This window comes from Streptomyces sp. ST2-7A, from assembly GCF_021390475.1.
Taxonomy (GTDB): domain Bacteria; phylum Actinomycetota; class Actinomycetes; order Streptomycetales; family Streptomycetaceae; genus Streptomyces.
On the sequence record NZ_JAJUWS010000020.1, the window covers coordinates 41,987 to 68,088 of the forward strand.

The 26,102-nt window shown below is 73.5% G+C and carries 15 protein-coding genes; 13 read left to right on the forward strand and 2 right to left on the reverse strand.

What is annotated here, in order from left to right:
* Positions 1 to 226: 226 nt before the first annotated feature.
* The 4 genes from LZF96_RS14070 (at position 227) to LZF96_RS14085 (ending at position 7,144) form a co-directional block, all read left to right on the forward strand.
* Positions 227 to 2,176: an IucA/IucC family siderophore biosynthesis protein gene (locus LZF96_RS14070; RefSeq protein WP_233871194.1), complete on the forward strand. Its 1,950-nt coding sequence runs from the start codon at positions 227 to 229 to the stop codon at positions 2,174 to 2,176.
* On the forward strand, positions 2,173 to 2,889 hold the full coding sequence (locus LZF96_RS14075) for a GNAT family N-acetyltransferase (RefSeq protein ID WP_308294202.1): 717 nt from the start codon (positions 2,173 to 2,175) through the stop codon (positions 2,887 to 2,889). Before LZF96_RS14070 ends, LZF96_RS14075 begins: the two co-directional genes overlap by 4 nt.
* A gap of 207 nt (positions 2,890 to 3,096) precedes the next feature.
* On the forward strand, positions 3,097 to 5,028 hold the full coding sequence (locus tag LZF96_RS14080; protein WP_374203228.1) for an IucA/IucC family siderophore biosynthesis protein: 1,932 nt from the start codon (positions 3,097 to 3,099) through the stop codon (positions 5,026 to 5,028).
* A 112-nt stretch (positions 5,029 to 5,140) separates the two neighbouring features.
* Positions 5,141 to 7,144 carry an ATP-dependent DNA helicase gene (locus tag LZF96_RS14085; protein ID WP_233871200.1) on the forward strand — a complete coding sequence of 668 codons (2,004 nt, stop codon included), beginning with the start codon at positions 5,141 to 5,143 and terminating at the stop codon, positions 7,142 to 7,144.
* Between the two features lie 566 nt (positions 7,145 to 7,710).
* Here LZF96_RS14085 and lexA read toward each other — a convergent pair.
* Entirely contained in the window at positions 7,711 to 8,451 is a 741-nt protein-coding gene (gene lexA / locus LZF96_RS14090; RefSeq protein ID WP_233871202.1) for a transcriptional repressor LexA, read from the reverse strand.
* 808 nt (positions 8,452 to 9,259) lie between these two features.
* Between lexA and nrdR the strand changes: the two genes are divergently transcribed.
* The 4 genes from nrdR (at position 9,260) to LZF96_RS14110 (ending at position 14,831) form a co-directional block, all read left to right on the forward strand.
* Entirely contained in the window at positions 9,260 to 9,724 is a 465-nt protein-coding gene (gene nrdR, locus LZF96_RS14095) for a transcriptional regulator NrdR (RefSeq protein WP_233871205.1), read from the forward strand.
* Between the two features lie 271 nt (positions 9,725 to 9,995).
* Positions 9,996 to 12,926 (forward strand): vitamin B12-dependent ribonucleotide reductase, encoded by a 2,931-nt coding sequence (locus tag LZF96_RS14100; RefSeq protein ID WP_233871208.1) that lies wholly within the window; start codon positions 9,996 to 9,998, stop codon positions 12,924 to 12,926.
* A gap of 212 nt (positions 12,927 to 13,138) precedes the next feature.
* Positions 13,139 to 13,747 (forward strand): YdbC family protein, encoded by a 609-nt coding sequence (locus LZF96_RS14105; protein ID WP_233871211.1) that lies wholly within the window; start codon positions 13,139 to 13,141, stop codon positions 13,745 to 13,747.
* 289 nt (positions 13,748 to 14,036) lie between these two features.
* Entirely contained in the window at positions 14,037 to 14,831 is a 795-nt protein-coding gene (locus LZF96_RS14110; protein WP_233871214.1) for a ribonuclease HII, read from the forward strand.
* Positions 14,832 to 14,912: 81 nt separating this feature from the next.
* Here LZF96_RS14110 and LZF96_RS14115 read toward each other — a convergent pair whose 3' ends face one another.
* Positions 14,913 to 17,159 (reverse strand): ATP-dependent DNA helicase RecQ, encoded by a 2,247-nt coding sequence (locus tag LZF96_RS14115; protein WP_233871218.1) that lies wholly within the window; start codon positions 17,157 to 17,159, stop codon positions 14,913 to 14,915.
* A 999-nt stretch (positions 17,160 to 18,158) separates the two neighbouring features.
* Here LZF96_RS14115 and LZF96_RS27045 point away from each other — a divergent pair.
* From LZF96_RS27045 to LZF96_RS14145, 5 genes are all read left to right on the forward strand, one after another.
* Positions 18,159 to 19,352 carry a DUF4192 domain-containing protein gene (locus LZF96_RS27045; protein ID WP_233871221.1) on the forward strand — a complete coding sequence of 398 codons (1,194 nt, stop codon included), beginning with the start codon at positions 18,159 to 18,161 and terminating at the stop codon, positions 19,350 to 19,352.
* Positions 19,353 to 19,383: 31 nt separating this feature from the next.
* Positions 19,384 to 20,217 carry an NUDIX domain-containing protein gene (locus LZF96_RS14130; RefSeq protein WP_233871224.1) on the forward strand — a complete coding sequence of 278 codons (834 nt, stop codon included), beginning with the start codon at positions 19,384 to 19,386 and terminating at the stop codon, positions 20,215 to 20,217.
* A gap of 187 nt (positions 20,218 to 20,404) precedes the next feature.
* Positions 20,405 to 22,600 carry an ABC transporter ATP-binding protein gene (locus LZF96_RS14135; protein ID WP_233871226.1) on the forward strand — a complete coding sequence of 732 codons (2,196 nt, stop codon included), beginning with the start codon at positions 20,405 to 20,407 and terminating at the stop codon, positions 22,598 to 22,600.
* A gap of 41 nt (positions 22,601 to 22,641) precedes the next feature.
* Positions 22,642 to 23,601 carry a FadR/GntR family transcriptional regulator gene (locus tag LZF96_RS14140; RefSeq protein ID WP_308294203.1) on the forward strand — a complete coding sequence of 320 codons (960 nt, stop codon included), beginning with the start codon at positions 22,642 to 22,644 and terminating at the stop codon, positions 23,599 to 23,601.
* Positions 23,602 to 24,237: 636 nt separating this feature from the next.
* Positions 24,238 to 25,812, forward strand: a complete 1,575-nt coding sequence (locus tag LZF96_RS14145) for an RNA polymerase sigma factor (RefSeq protein ID WP_308294204.1) — start codon at positions 24,238 to 24,240, stop codon at positions 25,810 to 25,812.
* Positions 25,813 to 26,102 lie beyond the last annotated feature (290 nt).

Below are 26,102 nucleotides of genomic sequence, written 5' to 3' on the forward strand. Positions count from 1 at the left end.
TCCGGTTCCCGGCGATTGCGGGGGAAGTTCCGCGTTCCGGGGTCCACCCGATCGGGTTCTTCCGGGGAGTGATCGGTTTCACCCGTCTGTCATGGGTGAGAGCGGGGGAGGAATGTCACACGCGGGTTCCCGGCCGGGGACCCCGGACCGGCGTCCGCACGGACCCGGCCACCGCTTCGCGAAGGAGGGAGGCGTCCCGCCACCGGTTCCGGGACGCCGCAGACCCATGACCCCACACCCCCGCCCCGCCGGACGGACCACCGATCTTCCGCGGCCCGCCAGTTCGCCGGAGGTCGGGACCGGCACCACCCCGGGGAACGACGAGGTGTCCCGGGACCGGTTGGAACATCCCGAGGCCGACCGGGCGGCGGACGCCGCCGCCGTGGAGAACCTGCTGCGCTGCTGGCTGCGCGAGACACTTCCGGACGGTGTGCCGGGGAGCGGATCGACCGACCCGGGCGTGGAGTTGGCGCTGCCGCTGGCGGCCACCGGCGCGACCCTGCGGGTGCCGATCACCCACCGGTCGCCCACGGGCCACCACCGGTTCGGCACGCCCCTCCTGGAGGGCCTGCCGGAGGCCGTCGCCGCACCCGACGCGGTGACCCTCGCCGCGCTGCTGGCCCGCGAGGCCGCGCACCGCGCGGCGGAGGGGACGGGGGGTCGGGTGCCCGGGCCGGCCGCCGCGACCGAACTCGTCGGCAGAGTCGCCGACTCCGCCCGCCGGGTCGCCGCGTACCTGACGGCCCGCCGGGCCGCCCCGGCCCCGCCCCCCGACACCCCGCCCTTCCTCGACGCCGAACAGGCCCTGGTGCTCGGACACCCGTTGCACCCCACCCCCAAGAGCCGGGAGGGGCTGACGGGGCACGAGGCGGTGGCCTGTTCGCCGGAGCTGCGCGGCTCCTTCCGCCTGCACTGGTTCGCCGTCGATCCCAAGGTGTTCGCCTCCGGTTCCTCCCTGGAGGAGAGCGGTCGTGTCCTGCCGGCCGAGGAGATCGTCCGGCGGCTGGTCGGCACCCTGCCGGACGCGCCGCCCGGTACGGTCCCGCTGCCCCTGCACCCCTGGCAGGCCCGGGACCTGCCGAGCCGCCCCGAGGCGGCCGCCCTGATGGAGGCCGGGCTGCTGCACGACCTGGGACCGCACGGGGCGCCCTGGTTCCCCACCTCCTCCGTGCGCACGGTCTTCCGCGCCGACGCCCCCGTGATGCTCAAGCTCTCCCTCGGGCTGCGGATCACCAACTCCCGCCGGGAGAACCTCCGCAAGGAGATGCTGCGCGGACGTGAGGTACACGACCTGCTGGAGGCCGGCGCGGCGGCCCGCTGGCGGGCCGCGACGGAGGAGGGCTCAGGGTTCGACGTGCTGCGCGACCCCGCCTGGCTGGGCGTGGACACCCCCGAGGGGACGCCGATCACCGGCCTGGACACCGCCCTGCGCCTCAACCCGTTCGGCTCCGGGCAGGACGTGGCCTGCCTCGCCGGGCTGCTGGCACCCCGCCCGTGGCCCGGCCGCCCGGCCGGTGAACTGCGCTCCCGGCTGGGGGTGATCCTGGAGGAGGCCGCCGCCCGGACCGGGCGACCGATCGCCGACGCGGCGGCCGACTGGCTGGTCCGCCACCTGCGGACGGTGGTCGCCCCCGTGCTGTGGCTGGACGCGGTGGTCGGCGTCGCGCTGGAGGCGCACCAGCAGAACACCCTCGTCCGCCTGGACGCCGAGGGTTTCCCCGACGGCGGCTGGTACCGCGACAACCAGGGGTACTACTTCCGCGAGTCCCGGCGCAAAGAATTGGACCGACTGCTGCCGGGCGTCGGGGTGGAGTCCGACACCTTCGTCACCGACGCCGTGACCGACGAGCGTTTCTCCTACTACCTCGGCATCAACCACGTCCTGGGGCTGGTGGGGGCGATGGGGGCGCAGCGGTTGTTGGACGAGGACCGGGCGCTGGGCCTGGTGGCCGACTTCCTGCGGGGGTGGGCCCGGCCGGAAGGGGACCGTCCCGCCTCCACTGCCGCGTCGCGTCTGCTGGAGCTGGACCCGCTGCCGTGCAAGGCCAACCTGCTGACCCGGGTGCACGACATGGACGAGTTGGAGGGCCCGGTGGACGGCCAGTCGGTGTACGTGCCGTGGCGCAACCCGCTGGTCGGGGTGTCGGCCGGCGCGGGGGAGGGGGAACGGCCGTGAGCGACCCCCGTCCCGCTTCCGTCGCCGGGGACGTCCGGTCCGAGGAGGCGGACACCGTCGACCTGTCGCTGTCCGGAATCCTCCCCGACCCGGTGGGCGCGGGGGTCGGTACGGCACCCACCGTCGGCCGTTCGGAACTCCTGGACGACCCCGTCGACTGGGGCCCGGTCACCACCGATGTCGGGGTCCTGCACCTGGTGCCGGTGCGTCCCGAACGGGATCTGGGCATGCTGGCGGCCTGGATGAACGACCCCGTGGTGGACGAGTTCTGGGAGCTGGCCGGTCCCCCCGGCCGACTCCTGGAGCACCTGCGCCCCCAACTGGAGGGCGACGGCCGCAGCGTGCCCTGCCTCGGAGTCCTCGACGGGGAGCCGATGAGCTACTGGGAGATCTACCGCGCGGACCTGGACCCGCTCGCCCGGCACTGTCCCGTCCGCCCGCACGACACCGGCGTGCACCTGCTCATCGGCCCGTCCCGGTATCGGGGACGGGGTACCGGCACGGCGCTGTTGCGGGGAGTGGCCGAGCTGATCCTGAGCCGGCGCCCGAGGTGTTCACGGGTGCTCGCCGAACCCGACGTGCGCAACGGCCCGTCGGTGGCGGCCTTCCGACGGGCGGGTTTCCGCCTCGACCGGGAGATTCGCCTCCCCGACAAGCTCGCGGCCCTCATGATGCTGGAACGGCCGGTGGACGGCGACGGCGGATCCCCCTGACCGGGAGGAACCGCACGTCGTTTTCCGCCGGCCCCGTCCACCGGCCGCCCCGGCCCCACCCCGTCGCTCCCCGCCGTTCCCGGCCCGTCGCAGTCCGTCCCATCGGTCGGTGCCGGGGCGGCGGGACCGGCGATCCCATCCCCCGGTACGGCCCGGCCCGGGCCGTACCGGGGACCCCTCACCATCCGTTCCGCCGAAGGAGCTCCCTTGCCCCCGGACACCCCCGCCGGTCCGTCGAACCCCCCCGTCCCACCGGCCGGCGGTCCCGCCGACTGGGAGCGCGCCTCCCGGACCCTCTTCGCCAAGCTGCTCGCCGAGTTCGCCTACGAAGAGGTCATCACTCCCCTCCCCGATGACACGGACGACACCGACGACGCCGTAACCCCCGGCGCCGCGCACACCGACGGGAGTCGCGCCGTCGCCCCCGTCCCGGCCGCCACGGCCGACGCCTCCGGCACCTCGGTGGACACCGCCGCCCCGCCCCTGCCGCCGGAGCGCGCCTACCGCCTGCCCGTCGGTCCCGACCTGTGCTACCACTTCCGGGCCCGCCGCTGGGCCTACGGCCACTGGCAGGTCGCCCCCGACTCCATCACGCCCGACGCCGACCCGCTGCGGTTCGTGGCCCTCGCCGGGGAGGAACTGCTCGGGCTGACCGGGGACACCACCGGCCACCTCATACGCGAACTGACCGCCACTCTGGCCGCCGATACCGTGCTGGCGACCCGGGCGATCGACGCGGCGGCCCTCGCCGACCTGGGGTACGCCGAATTGGAGGGCCACCAGAGCGGCCACCCCTGGCTGGTCGCCAACAAGGGACGGATCGGCTTCTCCGCCTCCGACGCCGGCCGGTGGGCCCCCGAGGCCCGGGTTCCGTCCCGACTGCCCTGGCTCGCCGCCCACCGCGACCTGGCGCGGTATCGGGGCGTGCCGGCCCTCGCGGACGCCCGCACGCTCTATGAGCGGGAGCTGGACCCGGAGGTGCGGGAGACCTTCGCCCGCACCGTCGCCGACCGGGGCCGCGACCCCGACGACTACCTGTGGCTGCCGGTGCACCCCTGGCAGTGGGACAACACCATCGCCACCCTCTTCGCCCGCGAGGTCGCCGAGGGCACCCTCATCCCGCTGCCCACCGACGGCGACCGGCGCCTGCCCCAGCAGTCCATCCGGACCTTCGTCAACCTCGACCGCCCGGAGCGACGCGGGGTCAAGCTCCCCCTGTCGGTGCTGAACACGCTGGTGTGGCGCGGTCTGCCCACCGAACGCACCCTCGCCGCCCCGGCCGTGACCGACTGGATGCTGGGTCTGCGCGACGCCGATCCCTTCCTGGCGGAGGAGACCCGGGTGGTGTTGCTCGGTGAGACGGCCTCGGTCACCGTCCCCCACCCGCTGTACGACGGTCTTCCCGCCGTGCCCTACCAGTACCGGGAACTGCTCGGCTGCATCTGGCGCGAGCCGATCGCCGCCCACCTGGACCCCGGGGAGCGGGCCCGTACCCTCGCCGCGCTGCCGACCGTGGGCGCGGACGGCCGCGCGCTGGTCACCGAGCTGGTGGGGCGCTCCGGACTGGACGCCGAGGAGTGGTTGTCCCGGCTGTTCTCCGCCCTGCTGCCGCCGTTGTTGCACTTCCTGTACCGCTACGGCACGGTGTTCTCCCCGCACGGTGAGAACGCGGTGGTGCTCTTCGACACCGACGACGTCCCGACCCGGCTGGCGGTCAAGGACTTCGTCGACGACGTGAACCTCAGCGAGGAGCCGATCCCCGAACGGGACGGCATACCGGAGGAGGTCGCCCGGATCCTGTTGACCGAGCCGGCCTCCTTCCTGCCCCAGTTCATCCACTCCGGCCTGTTCATCGGGGTCTTCCGCTACCTCGCGCCGGTGTGCGCGGAGCACCTGGGCGTGCCCGAGGGACGGTTCTGGGCGCTGGTGCGCGCGGAGATCCTGCGGTATCAGTACCGATTCCCCGAGCTGAAGCGGCGTTTCGAGACATTCGACCTGCTCTCCCCGCACCCGGACCGGTTGTGCCTGAACCGCAACCGGCTCCATCTGGACGGTTACCGGGACCGGTCGGAACGCCCGCACGCCGCCGTGCACGGCACGGTCGTCAACCCGCTGCACTCACCTCCCCCGCTCGAGTGAACGGGTGACCGGGCGCCGTCCGGCGCCCGGTCACCCCGGGCCGGCCGGATCCGTCGGCCGACCCCACCGGGCCGCGTCGGGTGTCGGAGGGAGCGCGTAGGGTGTCTGCGCTATGAGCGCACCTTCGGGCGGTCCCGCCATCCCAGAACTCCTGCACGCAGCGGTCGGTGCCATCGGGGGCACCGAGCGACCCGGCCAGGTGGCGATGGCGGAGGCCGTCGCCACGGCCGTCGAGGAGGACACCCACCTGTTGGTGCAGGCCGGCACCGGTACCGGCAAGTCGATGGGCTACCTGGTGCCCGTCCTGGCCCGGGCCGAGCGCGCGGTCATCGCCACCGCCACCCTCGCCCTCCAGCGGCAGCTCACCGAGCGGGACCTGCCCCGGGTCACCGAGGCGCTGCGGCCCCTGCTGGGGCGCCGGGCCGAGTTCGCCACCCTCAAGGGGCGTTCCAACTACCTGTGCCTGCACCGCCTCCACGAGGGCGTGCCGCAGGAGGAGGAAGAGGGTCTGTTCGACCCCTTCGAGGCCGTCGCCTCCTCCGGCGGGGCGAGCAGCAAACTCGGCAAGGACCTGCTGCGGCTGCGGGACTGGGCGGACGAGACGGAGACCGGCGACCGCGACGGTCTGAGCCCCGGTGTCTCCGACCGCGCCTGGGCGCAGATGTCGGTCTCCTCCCGCGAGTGCCTCGGCGCCACCCGCTGCGCCTACGGCGCGGAGTGCTTCGCCGAGGCCGCCCGGGAACGCGCCCGCCTCGCCGAGGTGATCGTCACCAACCACGCGCTGCTGTCCATCGACACCCTGGAGGACGCCTCGATCCTGCCCGGTCACGACGTGCTCGTGGTGGACGAGGCCCACGAGCTGGTCTCCCGGGCCACCGGCGTGGCCACCGGCGAACTGACCCCCGCCTCGGTCTCCAGGGCTGTCCGTCGCGCGGCGAAACTGGTCGACGAGAAGGCCGCGGACGCCCTGCAGAACGCCTCCGACGGCTTCGAGGCACTCATGGAACTGGCCCTGCCCGGACGTCTGGAGGAGATCCCGGAGGACCTGCGGCACGCCCTGGCCCTGCTGCGGGACGCCTCGCGCACCGTCATCACCGCCCTGGGCGGCACCCGGGACGCCTCGGTGGAGCAGGAGGACGCCGTCCGGCGGCAGGCACTGGCCTCCGTGGAGACCGTGCACACCGTCGCCGAGCGGGTGCTGGAGGGCTCGGAGTACGACGTGGTCTGGTACGAGCGCCACGAGCGGTACGGGGCGTCGCTGCGGGTGGCCCCGATGACCGTCTCCGGGCTGTTGAGGGAGAAGTTGTTCGCCGAGCGCTCGGTGGTGCTCACCTCCGCCACCCTCAAGCTGGGCGGGGACTTCGACGGGGTGGCCGCCTCGCTCGGGCTGCCCCCGGAGGCGCGGCAGGGACCGGAGGACCCGCCGTGGCGGGGCCTGGATGTCGGTTCCCCGTTCGACTACCGGCGCCAGGGCATCCTGTACGTCGCCCGGCACCTGGACCCCCCGGGCCGCGAGCCCGCCCGGCCGGACATGATGACCGAACTGGCCGGGTTGATCGACGCCGCCGGGGGGCGCACGCTGGGACTCTTCTCCTCCATGCGGGCGGCCCGGGCGGCCGCGGAGGAGCTGCGGGGCCGGTTGCCGCACCCGATCCTGCTCCAGGGCGAGGAGACGCTGGGCGAGTTGATCAAGACCTTCGCGGACGACCCGGAGACCTGCCTGTTCGGCACCCTGTCGCTGTGGCAGGGGGTGGACGTGCCGGGGCCCGCCTGCCAGTTGGTGGTCATGGACCGCATTCCCTTCCCCCGCCCGGACGACCCGCTGACCGGGGCGCGGCAGAAGGCCGTGGAGGAGGCCGGGGGCAACGGTTTCATGGCGGTGGCGGCCACCCACGCGGCGCTGCTGATGGCGCAGGGCGCCGGACGGCTGGTCCGGGCCGCCGGCGACCGGGGGGTGGTGGCGGTACTGGACTCCCGGCTCGCCCGGTCGCGGTACGGGAGCTTCCTGCGGGCCTCGATGCCGGACTTCTGGTACACGCACGACGGGGCCCGGGTGCGGCGCTCGTTGGCGGCGATCGACGCGGCGGCGAAGGAGGGGGCGGCGAAGGACGCCTGATCCGGGGAGCCCCGGTGCGGCTTCGGCCGGCGCCCGGCCCGGGGCGCCCCGGGGCACCCGCTGCCGAACACGGTCGGGGCGACCCGGGATCGGCCCCCGGGGACGGGGCCCGCGCCCCCGGGTCGTCCCGGTGCCGGGGAGAAATACCGAACAGGGGTCGGGGATGCGCCGGGGAGGCCGGTGCCGAGGGCCCATACGGTCGGGGAAACCCCGGTGGGTGAACCCGTTCCCGGTGATTGGGGTGGTGGCTCCCAGCCGGTTCCAGCCGGTCCCCGACGACCGGCTCCGGCCGGCCGCTTCCCATCACCACCCGTTGCCCGGTGTCCGGCAGCCGCTGCCCGCCGGGCGACCGTCGACGGGGCGCACGGCACCGGCCTCCCCGGCGCGCACCCCCGGGGCGGTCGAAGGGGACTACCGGACCGCCGACCCGTGCGGTCCGGTGCGATCCCCCTGTGCGTGCGCGGTCCCACCGCACGACCCGGCGCGAGCCCGGCCGATGCCGCCCCGCCGGGCGGCACGCGGCTCCGGGCGGTGGATACCACCACCCCGCCGCGCCGTGACCGGACTCAGACGCGGCGCATCACCGCGACGACCTTGCCCAGTATGGTCGCGCTCTCCGCGGCGATGGGCTGGTAGGCCGGGTTCTGGGGGAGCAGCCACACCTGGCCGTTCTCCCGCTTGAACCGCTTGACGGTGGCCTCCCCGTCGATCATGGCGGCGACGATGTCGCCGTTCTCCGCCACCGGCTGGCGCCGGACGGTGACCCAGTCGCCGTCACAGATGGCGGCCTCGATCATCGAGTCACCGACGACCTTGAGGACGAACAGCTCCCCGTCGCCCACCAACTGGCGGGGCAGGGGGAAGACGTCCTCCACCGACTCCTCGGCCAGGATCGGCCCGCCCGCGGCGATGCGTCCCACCAGCGGCACGTAGGAGGCGGCGGGCCTGCCGGAGGTGTCCGAGGGCTGCGGGGCGGGGGTCTCGGCGCCGCGCACCTCATAGGCGCGGGGCCGGTGCGGGTCCCGGCGCAGGAAGCCCTTGCGCTCCAGGGCCATCAGCTGATGGGCGACCGAGGAGGTGCTGGAGAGCCCGACGGCCTGCCCGATCTCCCGCATGGAGGGCGGGTAGCCCCGGCGCTGGACGGAATCGCGGATGACCTCGATGACGCGCCGCTGGCGCTCGGTCAGTCCGCTGCTGTCCGCCCGAATACCCGGCGGACGACCGGGAAGGGACCGTCCGGCGGGAGCCTCCCCCGCACGACCCGGTCCCGGTGGCGCGGCGATGGTGTTCTCTGCTGCGGTGGTCATGTCGCCCCTCTCGTGCGTACTCCCTGGCCGGTCAACGCTATGGGGTATCGAAAGGTTGCGCCAAACACACGTTCGAGTGAAATATGACGATTCCGCTGAAGAGATCATGCCCGGCGGTGTAAGGAATTCCGTTTTTCCGGTGGATTCCGGCCGGAACGACCTTCGGGCCGGGGTGCGCGGGTGCGCGGGGGAGCGTGGTGGGGAGGAAGTCGGCGGGGTCCGACCGGGTGGGGCCCGCGAGGGTCGTTCGGGGCCGGACCCGGGGGGTGGAGTCGGGGTCGGGCCGGCGTATTCTCGCCCCGGTCGTCGCCCATGACCCCCGGGGCCCGGTCGGTCGCCGATGACGGTGGCGCCCGGTGGCATTCGGTGGCACCCGAGGGGGCTCGAGGGCGCCCGGTGGGGCCGGGCGCGGGGATCCCGCACGGATCCGCCCCGCCCGCGCGTCGCCCGGCGCGCAGTCGTTCCGGTGCGCCCGGTGATCTCCGCACGTCGGGGCCGGGGCGGATGCGGGAGGTGCCCGTCGGAGTGATCCCCGGCACCCCGCGCGGGGCGGTGTGTCGGTCCAGATCCCCCCAGATCTAGTGGTTAGATGGCTCGCGACTCCCCAGGGATAGTGGTTCCGAGGTCTCATCCGGGTCCCGGATCGCCTATGCTGGGGAGTGTTCCACGGGGGCCGTTCGGCCCTTGCGGAATCGTCGCGCGGTATCCGTGGGGCCACCGGGGAAGTGCCGGTGTCGGCCTTCCGGGTCCGCCACCGGATCGACGGGTCCATCACATCGGGCATCACATCGGAAGGGGAGCGGGCGCGATGCACTGCCCTTTCTGTCGTCATCCGGACAGTCGGGTCGTGGACAGTCGCACGGCCGACGACGGCACCACCATCCGGCGCCGCCGTCAGTGCCCCGACTGCTCCCGGCGCTTCACGACGCTGGAGACGGCGGCCCTCATGGTGGTCAAGCGCAGCGGGGTGACGGAGCCGTTTTCGCGGAACAAGGTCATCGCCGGTGTGCGCAAGGCGTGCCAGGGGCGACCGGTCACCGGCGACGCCCTAGACCGACTCGGCCAGCAGGTCGAGGAGGCACTGCGGGCCGGTGGGCGCGCCGAGTTGTCCGCCCACGACGTGGGCCTGGCCATACTCGGCCCGCTCCGGGAGCTGGACGCGGTGGCCTACCTCCGGTTCGCCTCGGTCTACCGGGCCTTCGACGGTCCCGAGGACTTCGAGGCGGCCATCGAGGAACTGCGCCGGGAACGACCGGGCGCCGGCGCCGACTGACCGGGGATCCCGTCCCGAACCGTTCCGCGGTGCCGCGGGACGGCGTCGGGTGGAACATTTCGGCCCGTTCCCGGGCGGGCACGCGGTGTGATCACCGGCGTGCGGGCGTGATCGACCATCCGGCGGTGCCGGGGGCGGAGCGGCGCGAGGAGCGCTCCGGGCTCCGGCGGCAGCCGTGCGCGGCGGCATCCGCCACGGCATCGAAGTACATCCGTGCCCCGGGGCAGGAACCGGGGCACACCAGGGCGTTTCGTCCGAAGAGGGAGACGGCATGACAGAGACGACGAGCGGTTCGGCACGGGGTTCACGCGGCAAGGGAACCAAGTCCGGCGGCAAGGGCGCGGCCCCCAAGGGCATGCGCATGGAGCGCATCCACACCACCCCCGGCGTGCACCCGTACGAGGAGGTGGTCTGGGAGCGGCGCGACGTCGTCATGACCAACTGGCGCGACGGCTCGGTCAACTTCGAGCAGCGCGGCGTGGAGTTCCCCGACTTCTGGTCGGTGAACGCGGTCAACATCGTCACCAGCAAGTACTTCCGCGGCGCCGTCGGCACCCCCCAGCGGGAGACCGGCCTCAAGCAGCTGATCGACCGGGTCGTGGGCACCTACCGCCGAGCGGGGGAGGAGCACGGCTACTTCGCCTCCCCGGCCGACGCCGAGATCTTCGACCACGAGCTGACCCACGCCCTGCTGCACCAGGTCTTCAGCTTCAACTCCCCGGTCTGGTTCAACGTCGGGACCAAGCAGCCCCAGCAGGTCAGCGCCTGCTTCATCCTCTCCGTGGACGACTCCATGGAGTCGATCCTGGACTGGTACAAGGAAGAGGGGATGATCTTCAAGGGGGGCTCCGGCGCCGGCCTGAACCTCTCCCGCATCCGCTCCTCCAAGGAACTGCTCTCCTCCGGGGGCAACGCCTCCGGACCCGTCTCCTTCATGCGCGGCGCCGACGCCTCCGCCGGCACCATCAAGTCCGGTGGCGCCACCCGTCGGGCCGCGAAGATGGTCGTGCTGGACGTCGACCACCCCGACATCGAGGCCTTCATCGAGACGAAGGTCAAGGAGGAGGAGAAGATCCGCGCCCTGCGCGACGCGGGCTTCGACATGGACCTCGGCGGGGACGACATCACCTCCGTCCAGTACCAGAACGCCAACAACTCGGTCCGGGTCACCGACGACTTCATGCGGGCCGTCGAGAGCGATTCGACGTTCGGACTGCGCGGCCGGATGACCGGCGAGGTCATCGAGGAGGTCGAGGCCAAGACGCTCTTCCGCCGGATGGCCGAGGCCGCCTGGGCCTGCGCCGACCCCGGCATCCAGTACGACGACACGATCAACCAGTGGCACACCTGCCCGGAGTCCGGCCGCATCAGCGCCTCCAACCCGTGCAGCGAGTACATGCACCTGGACAACACCTCCTGCAACCTCGCCTCGCTCAACCTGATGAAGTTCCTCCACGACGACGGCGAGGGCATCCAGACCTTCGAGGCCGAGCGCTTCGCCAAGGTGGTCGAACTCGTCATCACGGCGATGGACATCTCCATCTGCTTCGCGGACTTCCCCACCGAGAAGATCGGCGAGAACACCCGCGCCTTCCGCCAGCTGGGCATCGGCTACGCCAACCTCGGCGCCCTGCTGATGGCCACCGGCCACGCCTACGACTCCGACGGCGGACGCGCCCTCGCCGGTGCCATCACCTCCCTGATGACCGGCACCGCCTACCGCCGCTCCGCCGAACTGGCCGCCGTCGTCGGCCCCTACGACGGCTACGCCCGCAACTCCGAGGCCCACCTGCGGGTCATGCGGCAGCACGCCGACGCCAACACCGCCGCCACCCGCATGGACGACCTCGACACCCCGGTGTGGAACGCCGCCACCGCGGCCTGGGAGGAGGTGCTGAACCTGGGGGAGAGGAACGGCTTCCGCAACGCGCAGGCCAGTGTCCTCGCCCCCACCGGCACCATCGGCCTGGCCATGGGCTGCGACACCACCGGCATCGAGCCCGACCTGGCGCTGGTCAAGTTCAAGAAGCTCGTCGGCGGCGGCTCGATGCAGATCGTCAACAACACCGTGCCGATGGCGCTCAAGCGGCTCGGTTACCCGACCGAGCAGATCGAGGCGATCGTCGCCCACATCTCCGAGCACGGTTCGGTGACCGACGCCCCCGGCCTGAAGACCGAGCACTACGAGGTCTTCGACTGCGCCATGGGCGAGCGCTCGATCTCCGCCATGGGCCACGTGCGGATGATGGCCGCCGCCCAGCCGTTCCTCAGCGGCGCCATCTCCAAGACCTGCAACGTCCCGGAGACCGCCACCGTGGAGGAGATCGAGGAGATCTACTTCCAGGGCTGGAAGCTGGGGCTGAAGGCGCTGGCGATCTACCGCGACAACTGCAAGGTCGGTCAGCCGCTGTCGGCGAAGAAGAAGACCGACCCGGCGAGCGGCACCACCACGGTCGTCACGACCGCCCCCGCCGCGCAGACCCCCGCCCCCGCCGCACCGGCGACGGTGGAGCACCACCCGGTGCGCAAGCGCCTGCCGAAGGGACGTCCCGGCATCACCACGTCTTTCACCGTCGCCGGCGCCGAGGGCTACATGACGGCCAACTCCTACCCGGACGACGGGCTGGGCGAGGTCTTCCTGAAGATGTCCAAGCAGGGCTCCACCCTGGCGGGCATGATGGACGCCTTCTCCATCGCCGTCTCCGTCGGCCTCCAGTACGGCGTGCCGCTGGAGACCTACGTCTCGAAGTTCACCAACATGCGCTTCGAGCCGGCCGGCATGACGGATGACACCGATGTCCGGATGGCGCAGTCGATCGTCGACTACATCTTCCGCCGCCTCGCGCTGGACTTCCTGCCGTTCGAGACCCGTTCAGCCCTGGGCATCCACACCGCCGAGGAGCGTCGTCGCCACCTGGAGACCGGCTCCTACGAGGGCGGTGACACCGAGGTGGACGTCGAGGGACTGTCCCAGTCCGCCCCCGCCGCGCCCGCCGTTCCCCCCTCTCCGGCGCTCCCGCCGCAGCCGGTGCGGGTGGATCGGGCCGCACCCGGTCAGGTCCGCACCAGCGCCGAGCTGGTGGAGATGCAGCTCGGGGTGAGCGCCGACGCACCGCTGTGCTTCTCCTGCGGAACCAAGATGCAGCGGGCCGGCAGCTGCTACATCTGCGAGGGCTGCGGCTCCACCAGCGGTTGCAGCTGATGACCGAGGCCCCTCGGGAGGGGTGAGGAAGCGAAGGACCCGTCGGGGGCGGTGGAACCGGGAGACCGGTTCCCCCGCCCCCGGCATCCGTGTCCCCCGGTATTGGTTCCGACCGGCGTGCCCCGGCCCCGCGCGCGTGCGGTGCCGCCGTGCGCCGGTCGGGCTTCCCCCGTCCGGCGTCCACCGGGCCCCCGGGGCCGTACGATGGCGCGGTGCTGGTCAAGTGGATTCGCTGCAACGTCGTCGAACGGACCGGTTTCGAGCGGGGGCAGCGGAAGTGGGCGGGACTCCTCGGCGAGCCCGGCTTCCGCGGGCAGGGCGGTGGGTGGAGCCGGAGCGATCCGGAGGTGGCGCACGTCTTCTGCTTCTGGGAGAGCCGCGCGCTCTACGACTCGTTCATGGCGCGCTCCCACGCCCGCCTGGCCTCCTCCCAGGCCGGCACCCATCGCGACGCAAGGGTGCGGCTCTTCGAGTACCGTTTCGACGTCAAGATGGGCTTCGAGCCACGCTTCACCGACGTGGACCTGCTGCGGGTGGCGCACTGCCGCGTCCACGAGGACCGCACCGAGCACTTCTCGCTCATGCAGCGGAAGGTCTGGAACCCCGCCATGGCCGGCAGCCCCGGCATGGTCCGCGGGGTCTTCGCCGAGGCGGAGGCGGACCGGGAGTTCCTCGTCCTGTCCATGTGGGACTCGGCCGCCGAGCGCGCCAAGTACCGAACGGAACGGGTGGAACGCCTGGTGCTGCGCGCCGGCACCGGTGCCGACCTGGCCGCCCTCGCCGGGGACGTGATCGACCTGGAACCCGCCTGGACCGTGTGAGAACGGGGCTGGTGCGGGGATCGCGGCTCCGACGCCGCCGGGGTGGCGGCGTGCCCCGGGACGACAGTGGGCGGGACCGATCACCGGGGAGACGCCCGCCGGGTCCGGGACGGGCCGGTGTGTTCCCTCCGCCCCACGGGGCCCGGCACGGCGCCGCCCCGTCACGTTCCCGCGTCCCCGGGAACGTCGGTTCCACCGAGGGGCGGGTCCGCACCGCGCCGGCCACCGGGATGCCCGAGGGGCATCGGGTTCGGGGAGGCCCCGGCGGGGCCCTAGGGTGGACGACGCCATGTCGACTTCCCCCATTACCCGGTCCGCCGGTTCCGCGCCCACCGGTTCGCGATCCGCCACCCGTCGGCAGCCCACCGCCCGACCCGTTCCCGACCACGGGGTGGAGCGTTCGCTGCGCGCCCGCACCGGCGCCCGCCTGGTGGCGGGGGTCGACGAGGTCGGACGCGGCGCGTGGGCCGGCCCGGTCACCGTCTGCGCGGCGGTCACCGGGTTGCGCCGGCCACCGGACGGCCTGACCGACTCCAAACTGCTCTCCCCGGCCCGCCGTGTCGGGATGGCCGCCCAACTGGAAGAGTGGGTCACCTCCCACGCACTGGGCCACGCCTCCCCGGAGGAGATCGACACCCTCGGCATGACGGCCGCCCTGCGGCTGGCCGCCATCCGCGCGCTGGAGGCCCTGCCCGAGCGGCCCGACGCCGTCATCCTCGACGGCAGCCACGACTACCTCGGCCCACCCTGGACCGTGCGCACCGTGGTCAAGGGCGACCTGTCCTGTGTCCCGGTGGCGGCGGCCTCCGTGCTCGCCAAGGTGGATCGGGACGGTCGGCTCGCCGAACTGGGCCGCGACCACCCCGACTTCGCCTTCGAACGCAACTCCGGCTATCCCTCGCCCACCCACCGCGCGGCGCTGGAACGGCTGGGGCCGACCCCGCATCACCGCCTGAGCTGGTCCTATCTGGACGCGCTGCCGCGTTGGCGACATCTGAGGAAGCCGGCCCCCGCCACCGTACGGAGCCGACCCCACGGCGCCGCGGCGGACGCTCCGGCCCCGGGACAACTCGGCATGTTCTGAGCCCCGGACGCGCGAGCCCGGTCCCGCGCGGCCCGGCCGGCCGTAACGGGAACCGGGCCGGCGTCCGACCCCGCCCGGGGCTCAGCCCTGCACGGCGAGGACCAGGGGCAGCACCCCCGGCGCGCCGCCCCGCCGCAGCAGCCGGGACGCCACCGCCAGTGTCCAACCGGTCTCGGTCCAGTCGTCCACCAGGAACACCGGGCCGTCGAGCGAGGGCAGCGCGGCGGACAGGTCGGCGTCGGGTACCAACGACTCGTGCAGCGTTCGCAGCCGCTGCGCGCTGTTGCTGCGGGGCGTGTGCGGGCCGTTGACCGCCACCGATCCCAGCAGTGGCATCCGACCCACCTCGGCGACGCGCGCCCCCAGGCTCGCCACCAACCGGGGCCGGTCCCGGGAGGCCACGGTGACCACGCCGATCGGCCTGGCCGGGGCGTCCGGATCGCCGGAGGCCCAACCGCCGGGCCCCCGCGCCCAGTCGGCCAGCACCTCCACCACCGCTCGCAGGACGTCGTCCGGGACCGGCCCGTCCGCCCCCCGGTTGCCCAGCAGGGGACGCAGCCGGTCGCCCCACCCCAGGTCGGAGAGGCGACCCAGGGCCCGCCCGGGCGCGTGCTGTTCGCCGGCGGGGATTTTGCCGCGCAGATCCACACCGACCGCCTGCATGCCGGTGGGCCACATCCGGCGCGGCTCGATCGGTACGCCGGGGCGGCGCAGGTCACGGCGGGAGGCGGCCAGGGCCTCCTCCTCCACCGACGCGTCGAAGCGGGCGCCCGCGCAGTTGTCACAGCGACCACAGGGCCGGGCACCCTCGTCGTCCAACTGTCGCCGCAGATACTCCATACGGCAGTCGGACAGGTCGGCGTACTCCAGCATGGCGCGCTCCTCCTCGGCACGCCGCCTCGCCACCCGCTCGTACCGCTCGGTGTCGTACACCCACGGTTCGCCGGTGCCGATCCACCCACCCCGCACCCGGCGCACGGCGCCGTCCACGTCCAACACCTTGAGCATGGTCTCCAGCCGGGAACGCCGCAGGCCGACCAGTGGTTCGAGGGCCGGCAGCGACAGCGGTCGCTCCGACTCACCGAGCACCCGCAGGGTCTGGCGCACCTGCTCCTCCGGCGGGAAGGCCAGGGAGGCGAAGTACCTCCAGATCGCGGAGTCCTCCGGGCCCGGTAGCAGGATCACCTCGGCGCGGTCGGTGCCGCGCCCGGCCCGGCCGATCTGCTGGTAGTAGGCGATGGGGGAGGAGGGCGAGCCCAGGTGCGCGACGAAGCCCAGGTCGGGCTTGTCGAAACCCATGCCCAGGGCGGAGGTCGCGACAAGCGCCTTCACCCGGTTGGCCAGCAGGTCGGACTCGGCGGCGGCCCGCTCGGCGGCCTCGGTGCGCCCGGTGTACGCGGCGACCACGTGGCCGCGTTCGCGCAGGTGGGCGGCGGTCTCCTCGGCCGCGGCGACGGTCATCGCGTAGATGATGCCGGAGCCGGGCAGTTCGCTCAGTCGTCGATCCAGCCAGGCCAGGCGGTGGGCGGAGTCCGGCAGCCGCACCACCGACAGCCGCAGACTCTCGCGCTCCAGGGAGCCGCGCAACACCAGCGCGTGTCCCGTCTCCCGCTCCGTGCCGTCCCTCCCGGTGGCGCCGGTGCCCAATTGCTCGGCGATGTCGGCGGTGACCCGGGCGTTGGCGGTCGCCGTGGTGGCCAGGACGGGTACCCCCTCGGGCAGGTCGGCCAGGACGGTGCGCAGACGGCGGTAGTCGGGACGGAAGTCGTGTCCCCAGTCGGAGATGCAGTGCGCCTCGTCCACCACCAACAGGCCGGTGCCGGCGGCCAGCCGGGGCAGCACGTTGTCCCGGAAGTCCGGGTTGTTCAGGCGTTCCGGACTGACGAGCAGGACATCCACGGCCCCTGCGGCGATCTCCTTCTCGATCCCCTCCCACTCCTCGGGGTTGGCCGAGTTGATGGTCCGGGCCCGGATACCGGCGCGCGCGGCGGCGTCGATCTGGTTGCGCATCAGGGCCAGCAGGGGGGAGACGATGACGGTGGGGCCCCCTCCCTCGCGGCGCAGCAGGGCGGTGGCCACGAAGTACACGGCGGACTTCCCCCAGCCGGTGCGCTGGACGACCAGGGCCCGGCGGCGGTGTGCCACCAGGGCCTCCACCGCCCGCCACTGATCCTCCCGCAACACGGCGCCGGGGACTCCGACCAGTTCGGCCAGCACGGTGTCCGCGCGGACCCGCAGCTCTCCGCCGGGCTCCGGGGACGGGGAGGGGGACGCCGGGGCGTCGGTGGACGGAGGGTCGGAGGGATCGTTGCCGGGAAGCTGTTCCATGGCCTCCATGGAAGCCGATACGGGTGGCCGGCGGCGAATCACCGTCCACAGGCACCCGCGATGATCGGATCGTCTCGGGTGCCTGTGGATGACGCGGGAGACGATTTCGTCCCGAGCCGGCACGGTGCTGCCATGACACGACACCACGAGTCCTCCCGCGGTTCGTCCGACGGTTCCGTGCCCGCCCTCCCCGCCCTGTCCGGCGGTCCGATCGTCCACTCCGCACCACGGGAGCGGACGGACCGCGACGCCCCGATCGGCCCGTCGGGCCCCGGGGTCGCATGCGGTCATCCCACCGGTACCGGGCCGAGCGGTGACGGGGCCGACCCCGCCGCCGCTCCCGCCCCGACTCCCGGGACGCCGGTGCGTTCGGCTCTCCCCGACGCCCCGCGCCCCCGCACCCCCGGATCCGACGCCTTCGGTTCCGAGCCCCCCGGCTCCGACGCTCCGGGCCCCGGCACCCCCGGTTTCGGGACTCCCGGCTCCGGCAGGTCCGGGGGGTCCGCCCACGGCCCGAACGGCGACGGTGCCGATGTCCCGGATCGGGTCCCGGCCCCTCTCCCGGCACCCGATCCGACCGCGCACCCGGTCGGGCATCCGAGGGGAGTGCCGGGATGTCGGAGCCGGCGCCCCGGGGTCCCCTTCCGTGTGGCGGCGACCCGTCCACCCGCCCGGGTCCCGCTCCCCGTCGGCGTCCGGATCCCCGCCCCGCGCCGTCCCGCAGGTGAGGAACCCGGCTCCGGCGCCTGTTCCCTCCCCTCCCGACCGCCCACCGGTCCCCTTCCCGGCGCCACGACGCCCTTCGTCGGCCGGGGTTGCCGGAGCGCTCCGACCGGCCGCGGTGTCCCCCGTCCGGTCCTCTTCCGGTGCGCCGACGGCCATCGGCCGCTGCCGCGCCGACGGGTGATCGGGACCGGGATCCCCGCCCCGATCCCCGCCGGGCACGCGTCCCGACCGTCGCCGTCCCTGCGGCCCGCCCGCACCGAGCCGACCCGACCGGTGACCTCCCGTCGGCCGGGCACCGGACGACGGGAGGTCACGGCCGGCGACGGAGGCGGGTCCCGTACCGGGGCACCGGATGCCCCGGCCGTCGTCCTGCGCGGTGCGGAGGAGCTGGTGGACGCGCTGCCCCACCTGCTGGGCTTCCACCCGGAGGATTCGCTGGTGCTGGTCGCCGTGCACCGGAACGGCGGACGGCTCGGCGGGCGGGTGCGCGCCCCCATCCCGGAGTCCCCGGCGGACTGGCCCCGGGCCGCCGAGGCGGTGGCGGACTGCCTGCTGGAGGGTTCGCGACGGCGTGAGGGGGTGCCCGCCTCGGCGGTGCTCTATCTGTGCCGGGACCCGAGGTCGGGGGAGTCCCCTCGTCAGGTGATGGAACGCCTGCGTCCGTTCGCAGCGCTGCTGCGCTCCTCCTGCGCCGCGCTGGCCGTGCCGGTGCATCGGGCGCTCTGTCTGTCCGGCGACCGCTACTGGCCCTATACGGGGCCGGAGGTGTCGGACTGGCCGCCCGAGGGAGTCTCCCGCCCCCGACCGGGACACTCCGAACTGGCCGCGGTATCGGTCCTGGCGGGTGTCCCGATGCCGCCCACCCGCAGCGAGATGGAACGTCGCATCGCCCCCGCCCGGGGAGCGGCGGCGGAGGACCAGCTCCGGGCCCTGGACGAGGCGCTCGCCGCGATGGCGCCCCGGGTGCTGGGTGACGAGGCGGGCCTCACGCTCCTGCGGGAGGAGACCGTCGACCTGGTCCGACGACTGGTGGGCCGGTTCCGTCGCGGCGGGGTCGAGCCCCGACGCGGTTCACCGGCCATGGCGGACACCCGTGACGACGCGCTGTTGTCCTCGGTGGAGGCGGCCTCCCTCATCCTCGGTCTGCAGGACCGCGAGACGCGGGACCGGGCCGCCGAGTGGCAGGAGGGGGCCGACGGGCGGGCCGCCCTGAGACTGTGGCGGGCGCTCTCGCGGCGCTGTGTGGCGGAGTACGGCGTGCACGCGGCGGCCCCGTTGACGCTGGTGGGGTGGGTGGCATGGTCGCTGGGGGACGAGGTGGAGGCGCGGATCGCGCTGGCGCGGGCGTTGGAGACCGACCCGCGCTGTCTCATGGCCGGCCTGCTCCACCACGCGTTGAACGAGGGGCTGGACCCGGAGCCCCTGCGGCGCTCGCTGCGGTCACGACGGTCGTTCGCGAGGGACTGATTATCGTCAGGCAGACGACTATGATCACCGTATGCCCTACGACCCGTCGGCCTTCCCGCCGTTCGCCGTCACCGTGGACCTGGTCGTGCTCACCGTTCGACGGCACGCGTTGTGCGCGTTGGTGGTCCGGCGCGGGGAACCCCCTCACAAGGGGCGCTGGGCCCTGCCGGGCGGTTTCGTCCGGGAGCGGGAGGATCTGGCGGCGGCGGCCGCCCGCGAGTTGGGAGAGGAGACGGGGCTGCGGTCGCGCGAGCCCGGGACCGAGCGGCCGGGGGTACACCTGGAGCAGTTGGCGACCTACGGGGAGCCGGGCCGCGACCCCCGGATGCGGGTGGTCAGCGTGGCCCACCTGGTACTGGCCCCCGATCTGCCGGCCCCGGTGGCCGGGGGTGACGCGGGCAGCGCCCGATGGGTGCCGGTGGCCGAACTCCTTCCGGCGAGGTCGACCCCGGGCAGCGGCACGGAGACCTCCGCCACCGGCACGGGCGTCTCCCCGGGCGAGGGGGATGCCGACGGCGCGGGCACCCCCGGCGACCCGGAGGTGCCCCGGGGGCCGCTCGCCTTCGACCACGATCGGATCCTCACCGACGGTGTGGAACGGGCGCGCTCCAAGCTCGAGTACTCCTCCCTGGCCACCGCCTTCTGCCCGCCCGAGTTCACGGTGGGGGAGTTGCGCCGGGTCTACGAGGTGGTGTGGGGCGTCGCGCTGGACCCGCGCAACTTCCATCGCAAGGTCACCGGCACCCCCGGATTCCTGGTGCCCAGTGGTGGCACCACCACCCGCCAGGGTGGGCGCCCCGCGCAGTTGTTCCGGGCCGGAGGGGCCACCCTGCTCAATCCACCGATGCTTCGACCGGAGGTGTGAGACCGGGACGGGTCGGGGCGCCGCCCCGGGGCTCGCCGGGGAAGCGGGCACCCGGCCGGCCCGCCACCATTCGGGTCCGATCAACCGACAAGGAGATCGGTTCCCCGGCGGCACGGTTCCTCCTGGCTACCGTGTGGTCACCCTGCGCAAAGGCGCGGGGGCCGCACCGTGATCACCGGGGGCAGCGATGATCCAGGCCATCGGACTCACCGGGCCGTTCGGACGCCGGCGGGAGCCCGTCGTGGACGACCTCACCTTCGACGCCCGACCCGGGGACGTCACCGTGCTGCTCGGCCCGCCCGGGGCGGGGAAGACCACCACGCTCCGCCTGTTGTTGGGACTGGCACCGCATCGGGGCGCGGCTCTCGTCCGGGGCCGTCCGGTCCGTCGCATCCCGCGCCCGGCACGGGAGATCGGTGCCCTGCTGGGGGACCCCGAGCCGCACCCGGGCCGGACGGTCCGGGGGCACCTGAAGCTCTCCGCCGCCGCGGCCGGGGTTCCCGCGGCCCGGGCCGATGAGCTGATGGAGGCGGTGGGGATGACCGGCCTCGCCGACCGTCGGGCGTCCACCCTCTCCCGGGGCATGGAACGGCGGCTCGTCCTGGCGACGGCCCTGATCGGCGATCCCCATACCCTCCTGCTGGACGAGCCGACCCGGGATCTCGACCCCCGGGAGGCGGCCCTGCTGCACGGACTGGTGCGCGGATGGGCCGGGGCGGGTGGCACCGCCCTGGTCACCTCACGGGACCCCGCCGAGGCGGCCCGGATCGCGGACCGGGTGATCTCCGTCGCGGACGGCCACCTGGTCGCGGACCAGGTGGCCGAGGACTTCGTCCGCACCAGGCTGCGCCCCCGGGTGGCGGTCCGCACCCCGCACGCCGAACGCCTGGCGTCCCTGCTGAGCCGGGAGTTCCGGGCGGTCGGGGCACCGGCCGCGGCGCGGTCGGGGGACACCGGCGCCGGACCGGTCGGTACGGCGGCTTCCGGGGCCGCCGGCGCCGGACCGGGTCCCGACCGCTTCGACGGACCCGGTGGACCCACGCCCTCCGGTTTCCCGGACGTCCCCGCTCTCCCCGAGGTGGTGGTGGAATCCGGCGGACGGCTGTCGGTGTACGGGACGGACTGCGCCGAGGTCGGGGAGATCGCCCACCGCCACCGCCTGGTCCTGCACGAGTTGACCCGCGAGACCGGGACGACGGGTGACCGCCGCGCTCCGGGACCGGCCGGCCGGGCGGATGGACGTCCCTGCCGACGTCCCGGGGAACGGGTCCCCGAGCCGCGCGGCACACGGGAGAGGGGAACGGTCCGGCGCGCCCCCCTGCCGGCGGCCCCGGCACGCCCGTTGCGGTACGAGGTGCTGCGTTGGTGCGGTTCCCGGGCGATGGCGGCGGGCGCGGCGGCGGGGGTGCTCCTCACCGTCCTCCTGGCCGGAATCCTGGCGCACGGGGGTCACGAGGGGGCGATCCTGCACCCACGCGTGTTGCTGGGGTGGGCGCCGGTGCTCCCGGTGCCGGTCTCCGCGCTGACGGCGGGTTGGTTGGGAGCGGCGGCGGTGGGACAGGAGCTGCGTCGCCCCGGACTGCTGCCCCGGGTGGTCGGGGTGCGCCGGTGCGCCCCGCTCTCGGCCACGATCGTGGTCGCCACGACCGCCGCCCTGTCGATGTCCGCCCTGGCGGCCCTGATCGGCGCCTCGGTGTTCCCCCTGTTCACCGGAACGACGGACGGTTGGGTCGCGGTGTCGGGAGCCGCCCCGGTACCGGCGTTGCGGGCGGTGGTGGAGGGTGCCGGGCCGGCGGTCTGCTGTGCCGTGCTCGGTCCGCTGCTCGCCGCGGTGTTCCGTTCCGGTGCGGTGGGGGTCTCGGGTGTTCTCCTGCTGCCGCCGGCGCTGCTCGTGCTCGCGCCGCTGCTCCCCTCCGGCCTCCTCGCCCCGGGGTCGGGCGTTTCCCCGACCGGTCGACTCGTCGACGCCCTGGGCTCGGCACCGCTGCCCGGCGCGGACCTGCCGGCCACCCCCGCCGCCTGGTTCCCCGCCTTCGCCGAGACGCTCGCCCGGTTGCCCGGGGTCGGGGGGCCCGGGTGGTGGGTGGTGCCGGCGCTGTTCGGTTCGGTGCTGGTGGCGCTCCCGCTGCGCTGCGCGTTCACGGCGCTGCGGCGTCGGTGGGCGGACGCCGGGACATCCCTTTCGGTGGGGCGGATCGCCGTGCCCCGGACCGGGGGCGGGTACGGGACCGTGGCCGGCGCCGGAGGGGGACGGCGCGCGGAGGGGCGGTTCGGGTCGGCCCCGGGAGTGACGCGCGGGCAGCCGCGGGGGGTGGAAACGGCGGATGGGGGAGCGGGAAACACTCGACGCACGCCCCCTGGGGAAATGTCTGGTTTGAGGTGATAATTCGTCAATTATCTACAGGGTGCCGATCACCCTTTCGTGTGCTTTTCAGCAAAGACCTCAAGCGGACGGCCGGGGCCGCCGACAAAGGATGCGTGACTACCCTTGCGCATTCCATGATGTCCGCCGCCCGGTCCGCAGCCGCTTCGGGTGAGGCCGACCGCTTCGGTTACCCCGACTCCACCGGTGCCCGGGGCGCCACGACCGCCACCGGTGCCCCCGCGTGGGGCGCGGGTGAGAACGACATGGGCCGTCCCGGTCGTCGTGCGGCGGGTAACCGCGGGCGCGGCCTGCACGGCCAACTCGTCCAGCAGCTCGGCCAGATGATCGTCTCCGGCGATCTCGGGGCGGACCGCCCCCTGGTCCCCGAGGAGATCGGTCAGCGGTTCGAGGTCTCCCGCACCGTCGTCCGTGAATCCCTGCGGGTGCTGGAGGCCAAGGGACTGGTCAGCGCCCGTCCCAATGTGGGTACCCGGGTGCGTTCGGTCGCGGATTGGAATCTCCTGGACCCGGACATCATCGAATGGCGTGCCTTCGGTCCGCAGCGCGACGAACAGCGTCGCGAACTGTGGGAGTTGCGGGTCGGTATCGAGCCGTCGGCCGCCCGGCTCGCAGCCGAACGCTGTGACGAGGAGGTGCGGGCCCGCCTCTCCGACATGGTGGACATCCTGCGCCACGCCATCGAGCAGGGTGACGGGCTGACCTTCTCCCGCGCCGACTCGGAATTCCACGCACTCCTGCTGCGGGCCGCCGACAACCGGATGCTCGAGCACCTCGCCGGTATCGTCGCCGTCGCGCTGCAGGTCTCCGGCGGCACCGACGGTCCCTGCCGGCAGTCGAACGAGGCGTGCCTGACCCATCACCAGCGCATCCTGGACGCGGTCTCGGCCGGTGATCCGGAGGCGGCCGAGGCCGCGGCGCGGGCGTTGCTCGACCCCCGCACCGGAGAGGAGCCGGCTCCGGGGCCCGACACGGTGGTGCCCGCCCCCCGCGAGCACTGATCGGCGGGGACGGGGGGTCGGTACCGGCGGGGCGGCGTCCGATCCCCGCCGGTACCCACCCCCCGTCGCGCTTCGTCGAGGTCGACCCACCCCGGTGTTCGCGCCCGGCGGGGATCGGAAGCACCCGGCGCCGTCCGGCGGTCCCCGCGGGGAGGCCCGGTCGGTGACACCCGACGGGCGCCCGCGCCCCATCGCCGGCTCCACCACCCGACCGATCGGATCGCCCCGACCGCCGGAGCCGGACCGTTCCGCCGACCCGCCCCGCCTTCCGGGTGTCCCGGCCGTTCGTCGGATTGGTTTCGGGACGAACGGGCATACGTCGGCACGGGAACACCCGTGTCGATCCGATGGTTCCGGCACGGCGTGTCCGCCGGGCGCCCCGTCTTGGACCGCCGGCCGGTTACAGTCGGAGGGGCGGTGTGACTCGGACCACGCGAAGGTGTGCGTAACGCTTCCGGGCGCAGCGCGATGACTCAAGAGGTGACAACGGGAATCGAATCCCCCGGGCCCCGCGGAACTCAGCGGGATCCGGAGGTCGGTCGTCCTTCGTCGCCACCGGTGGTCGATCCCCGCCACCGGTCGGGGACCCCCAACGGGTGGTCCCCAAGCCGTTCCCAGAGTTCCGAGAGGTTGTTCGTGTCGGCCAGCACTCCCCGTACGCTCCCTGCAGAGATCGCCGAATCCGATTCTGTGATGGCGCTCATCGAACGAGGGAAGGCTGAAGGGCAGATCGCCGGCGATGACGTACGCCGGGCCTTCGAGGCGGATCGGATCCCTCCCACTCAGTGGAAGAACGTGCTGCGCAGCCTCAACCAAATCCTCGACGAGGAAGGCGTGACGCTGATGGTGAGTGCCGCCGAAACCCCCAAACGCGCCCGCAAGAGCGTCGCGGCCAAGGCATCCGCCAAGCGCACGGCCACGCGCACCGTCTCCACTTCCACGAAGACCGCCGTGGCCGCCGAGCCGGCCGCCGATGAGGCGTCCGAGACCTCCGTCGCGGCGAAGGCGCCGGCCAAGAAGACCGCGAAGAAGGCCGCCCCGGCCAAGAAGACCGCGAAGAAGGCGGCCCCCGCCAAGCGCGCGGCGAAGAAGACCGCCGGCGGCAAGACGACCGCGGCCGGCAAGAACGTCGCCGACGAGATGCTGGCCGAGGAGGAGCCCGCGGAGGAGCTCGCCGGCGCGACCGGGGCCCGTCCCGAGGGAGCGGCCGAGGGGACGCCGGGGAAGCCGGAGAACGAGGGCTTCGTCCTGTCGGACGAGGACGAGGACGACGCCCCCGCCCAGCAGGTCGCCGCCGCCGGTGCCACCGCCGACCCGGTCAAGGACTACCTCAAGCAGATCGGCAAGGTCCCGCTCCTCAACGCCGAGCAGGAGGTGGAGCTGGCCAAGCGGATCGAGGCCGGCCTCTTCGCCGAGGACAAGCTCGCCGGCGCGGACAAGATCGCCCCCAAGCTCAAGCGCGAGCTGGAGATCATCGCGGAGGACGGCCGCCGGGCCAAGAACCACCTGCTGGAGGCCAACCTCCGTCTGGTGGTGTCGCTGGCCAAGCGGTACACCGGTCGTGGGATGCTCTTCCTGGACCTCATCCAGGAGGGCAACCTCGGTCTGATCCGGGCCGTCGAGAAGTTCGACTACACCAAGGGCTACAAGTTCTCGACCTACGCCACCTGGTGGATCCGGCAGGCGATCACCCGCGCCATGGCCGACCAGGCGCGCACCATCCGGATCCCGGTCCACATGGTGGAGGTCATCAACAAGCTGGCCCGGGTGCAGCGCCAGATGCTTCAGGACCTCGGGCGCGAGCCCACCCCGGAGGAGCTGGCCAAGGAACTGGACATGACCCCCGAGAAGGTGGTCGAGGTCCAGAAGTACGGTCGCGAGCCGATCTCCCTGCACACCCCGCTCGGCGAGGACGGGGACAGCGAGTTCGGTGACCTCATCGAGGACTCCGAGGCCGTGGTGCCCGCCGACGCGGTGAGCTTCACGCTCCTGCAGGAGCAGCTGCACTCGGTGCTGGACACCCTCAGCGAGCGCGAGGCCGGTGTGGTCTCGATGCGCTTCGGTCTGACCGACGGGCAGCCCAAGACGCTGGACGAGATCGGCAAGGTCTATGGCGTGACCCGTGAGCGCATCCGTCAGATCGAGTCCAAGACGATGTCCAAGCTGCGGCACCCCTCGCGTTCGCAGGTGCTCAGGGACTACCTCGACTGATGCGCCACGGCCCCGCGTGAGGGGCCGCCCGCCGGGGCCCGGTCGGTGACGACCGGGCCCCGGGCGCGTGTCCGGTGCCCGTGGCGGGGGTGCCGGGCCGATCCACGGCCGGAGGAGGAGGCCGGTGAGAAGCCCGTACGCGGATTCGGGGCCCGAACGCCACGCCGGGCGGGGCGGCACCCGGGGAGACGGGAAACCACCCGATCGGTGACTTCGGGTATCCGGTCGGGTGCGTGGAGTGCCCGTGCCGGGCATGGTGGGGATGCCAGACGACCGGCGGACGCCAGGAG

Bases quoted from the DNA above. Each gene is read 5' to 3' on its own strand.
- nrdR (WP_233871205.1), top strand. From the start codon at position 9,260: ATGCACTGCCCTTTCTGTCGTCATCCGGACAGTCGGGTCGTGGACAGT.
- LZF96_RS14115 (WP_233871218.1), bottom strand. From the start codon at position 17,159: ATGGAACAGCTTCCCGGCAACGATCCCTCCGACCCTCCGTCCACCGAC.
- LZF96_RS14070 (WP_233871194.1), top strand. From the start codon at position 227: ATGACCCCACACCCCCGCCCCGCCGGACGGACCACCGATCTTCCGCGG.
- LZF96_RS14085 (WP_233871200.1), top strand. From the start codon at position 5,141: ATGAGCGCACCTTCGGGCGGTCCCGCCATCCCAGAACTCCTGCACGCA.
- LZF96_RS14130 (WP_233871224.1), top strand. From the start codon at position 19,384: ATGCCCTACGACCCGTCGGCCTTCCCGCCGTTCGCCGTCACCGTGGAC.
- lexA (WP_233871202.1), bottom strand. From the start codon at position 8,451: ATGACCACCGCAGCAGAGAACACCATCGCCGCGCCACCGGGACCGGGT.
- LZF96_RS14110 (WP_233871214.1), top strand. From the start codon at position 14,037: ATGTCGACTTCCCCCATTACCCGGTCCGCCGGTTCCGCGCCCACCGGT.
- LZF96_RS14100 (WP_233871208.1), top strand. From the start codon at position 9,996: ATGACAGAGACGACGAGCGGTTCGGCACGGGGTTCACGCGGCAAGGGA.
- LZF96_RS14135 (WP_233871226.1), top strand. From the start codon at position 20,405: ATGATCCAGGCCATCGGACTCACCGGGCCGTTCGGACGCCGGCGGGAG.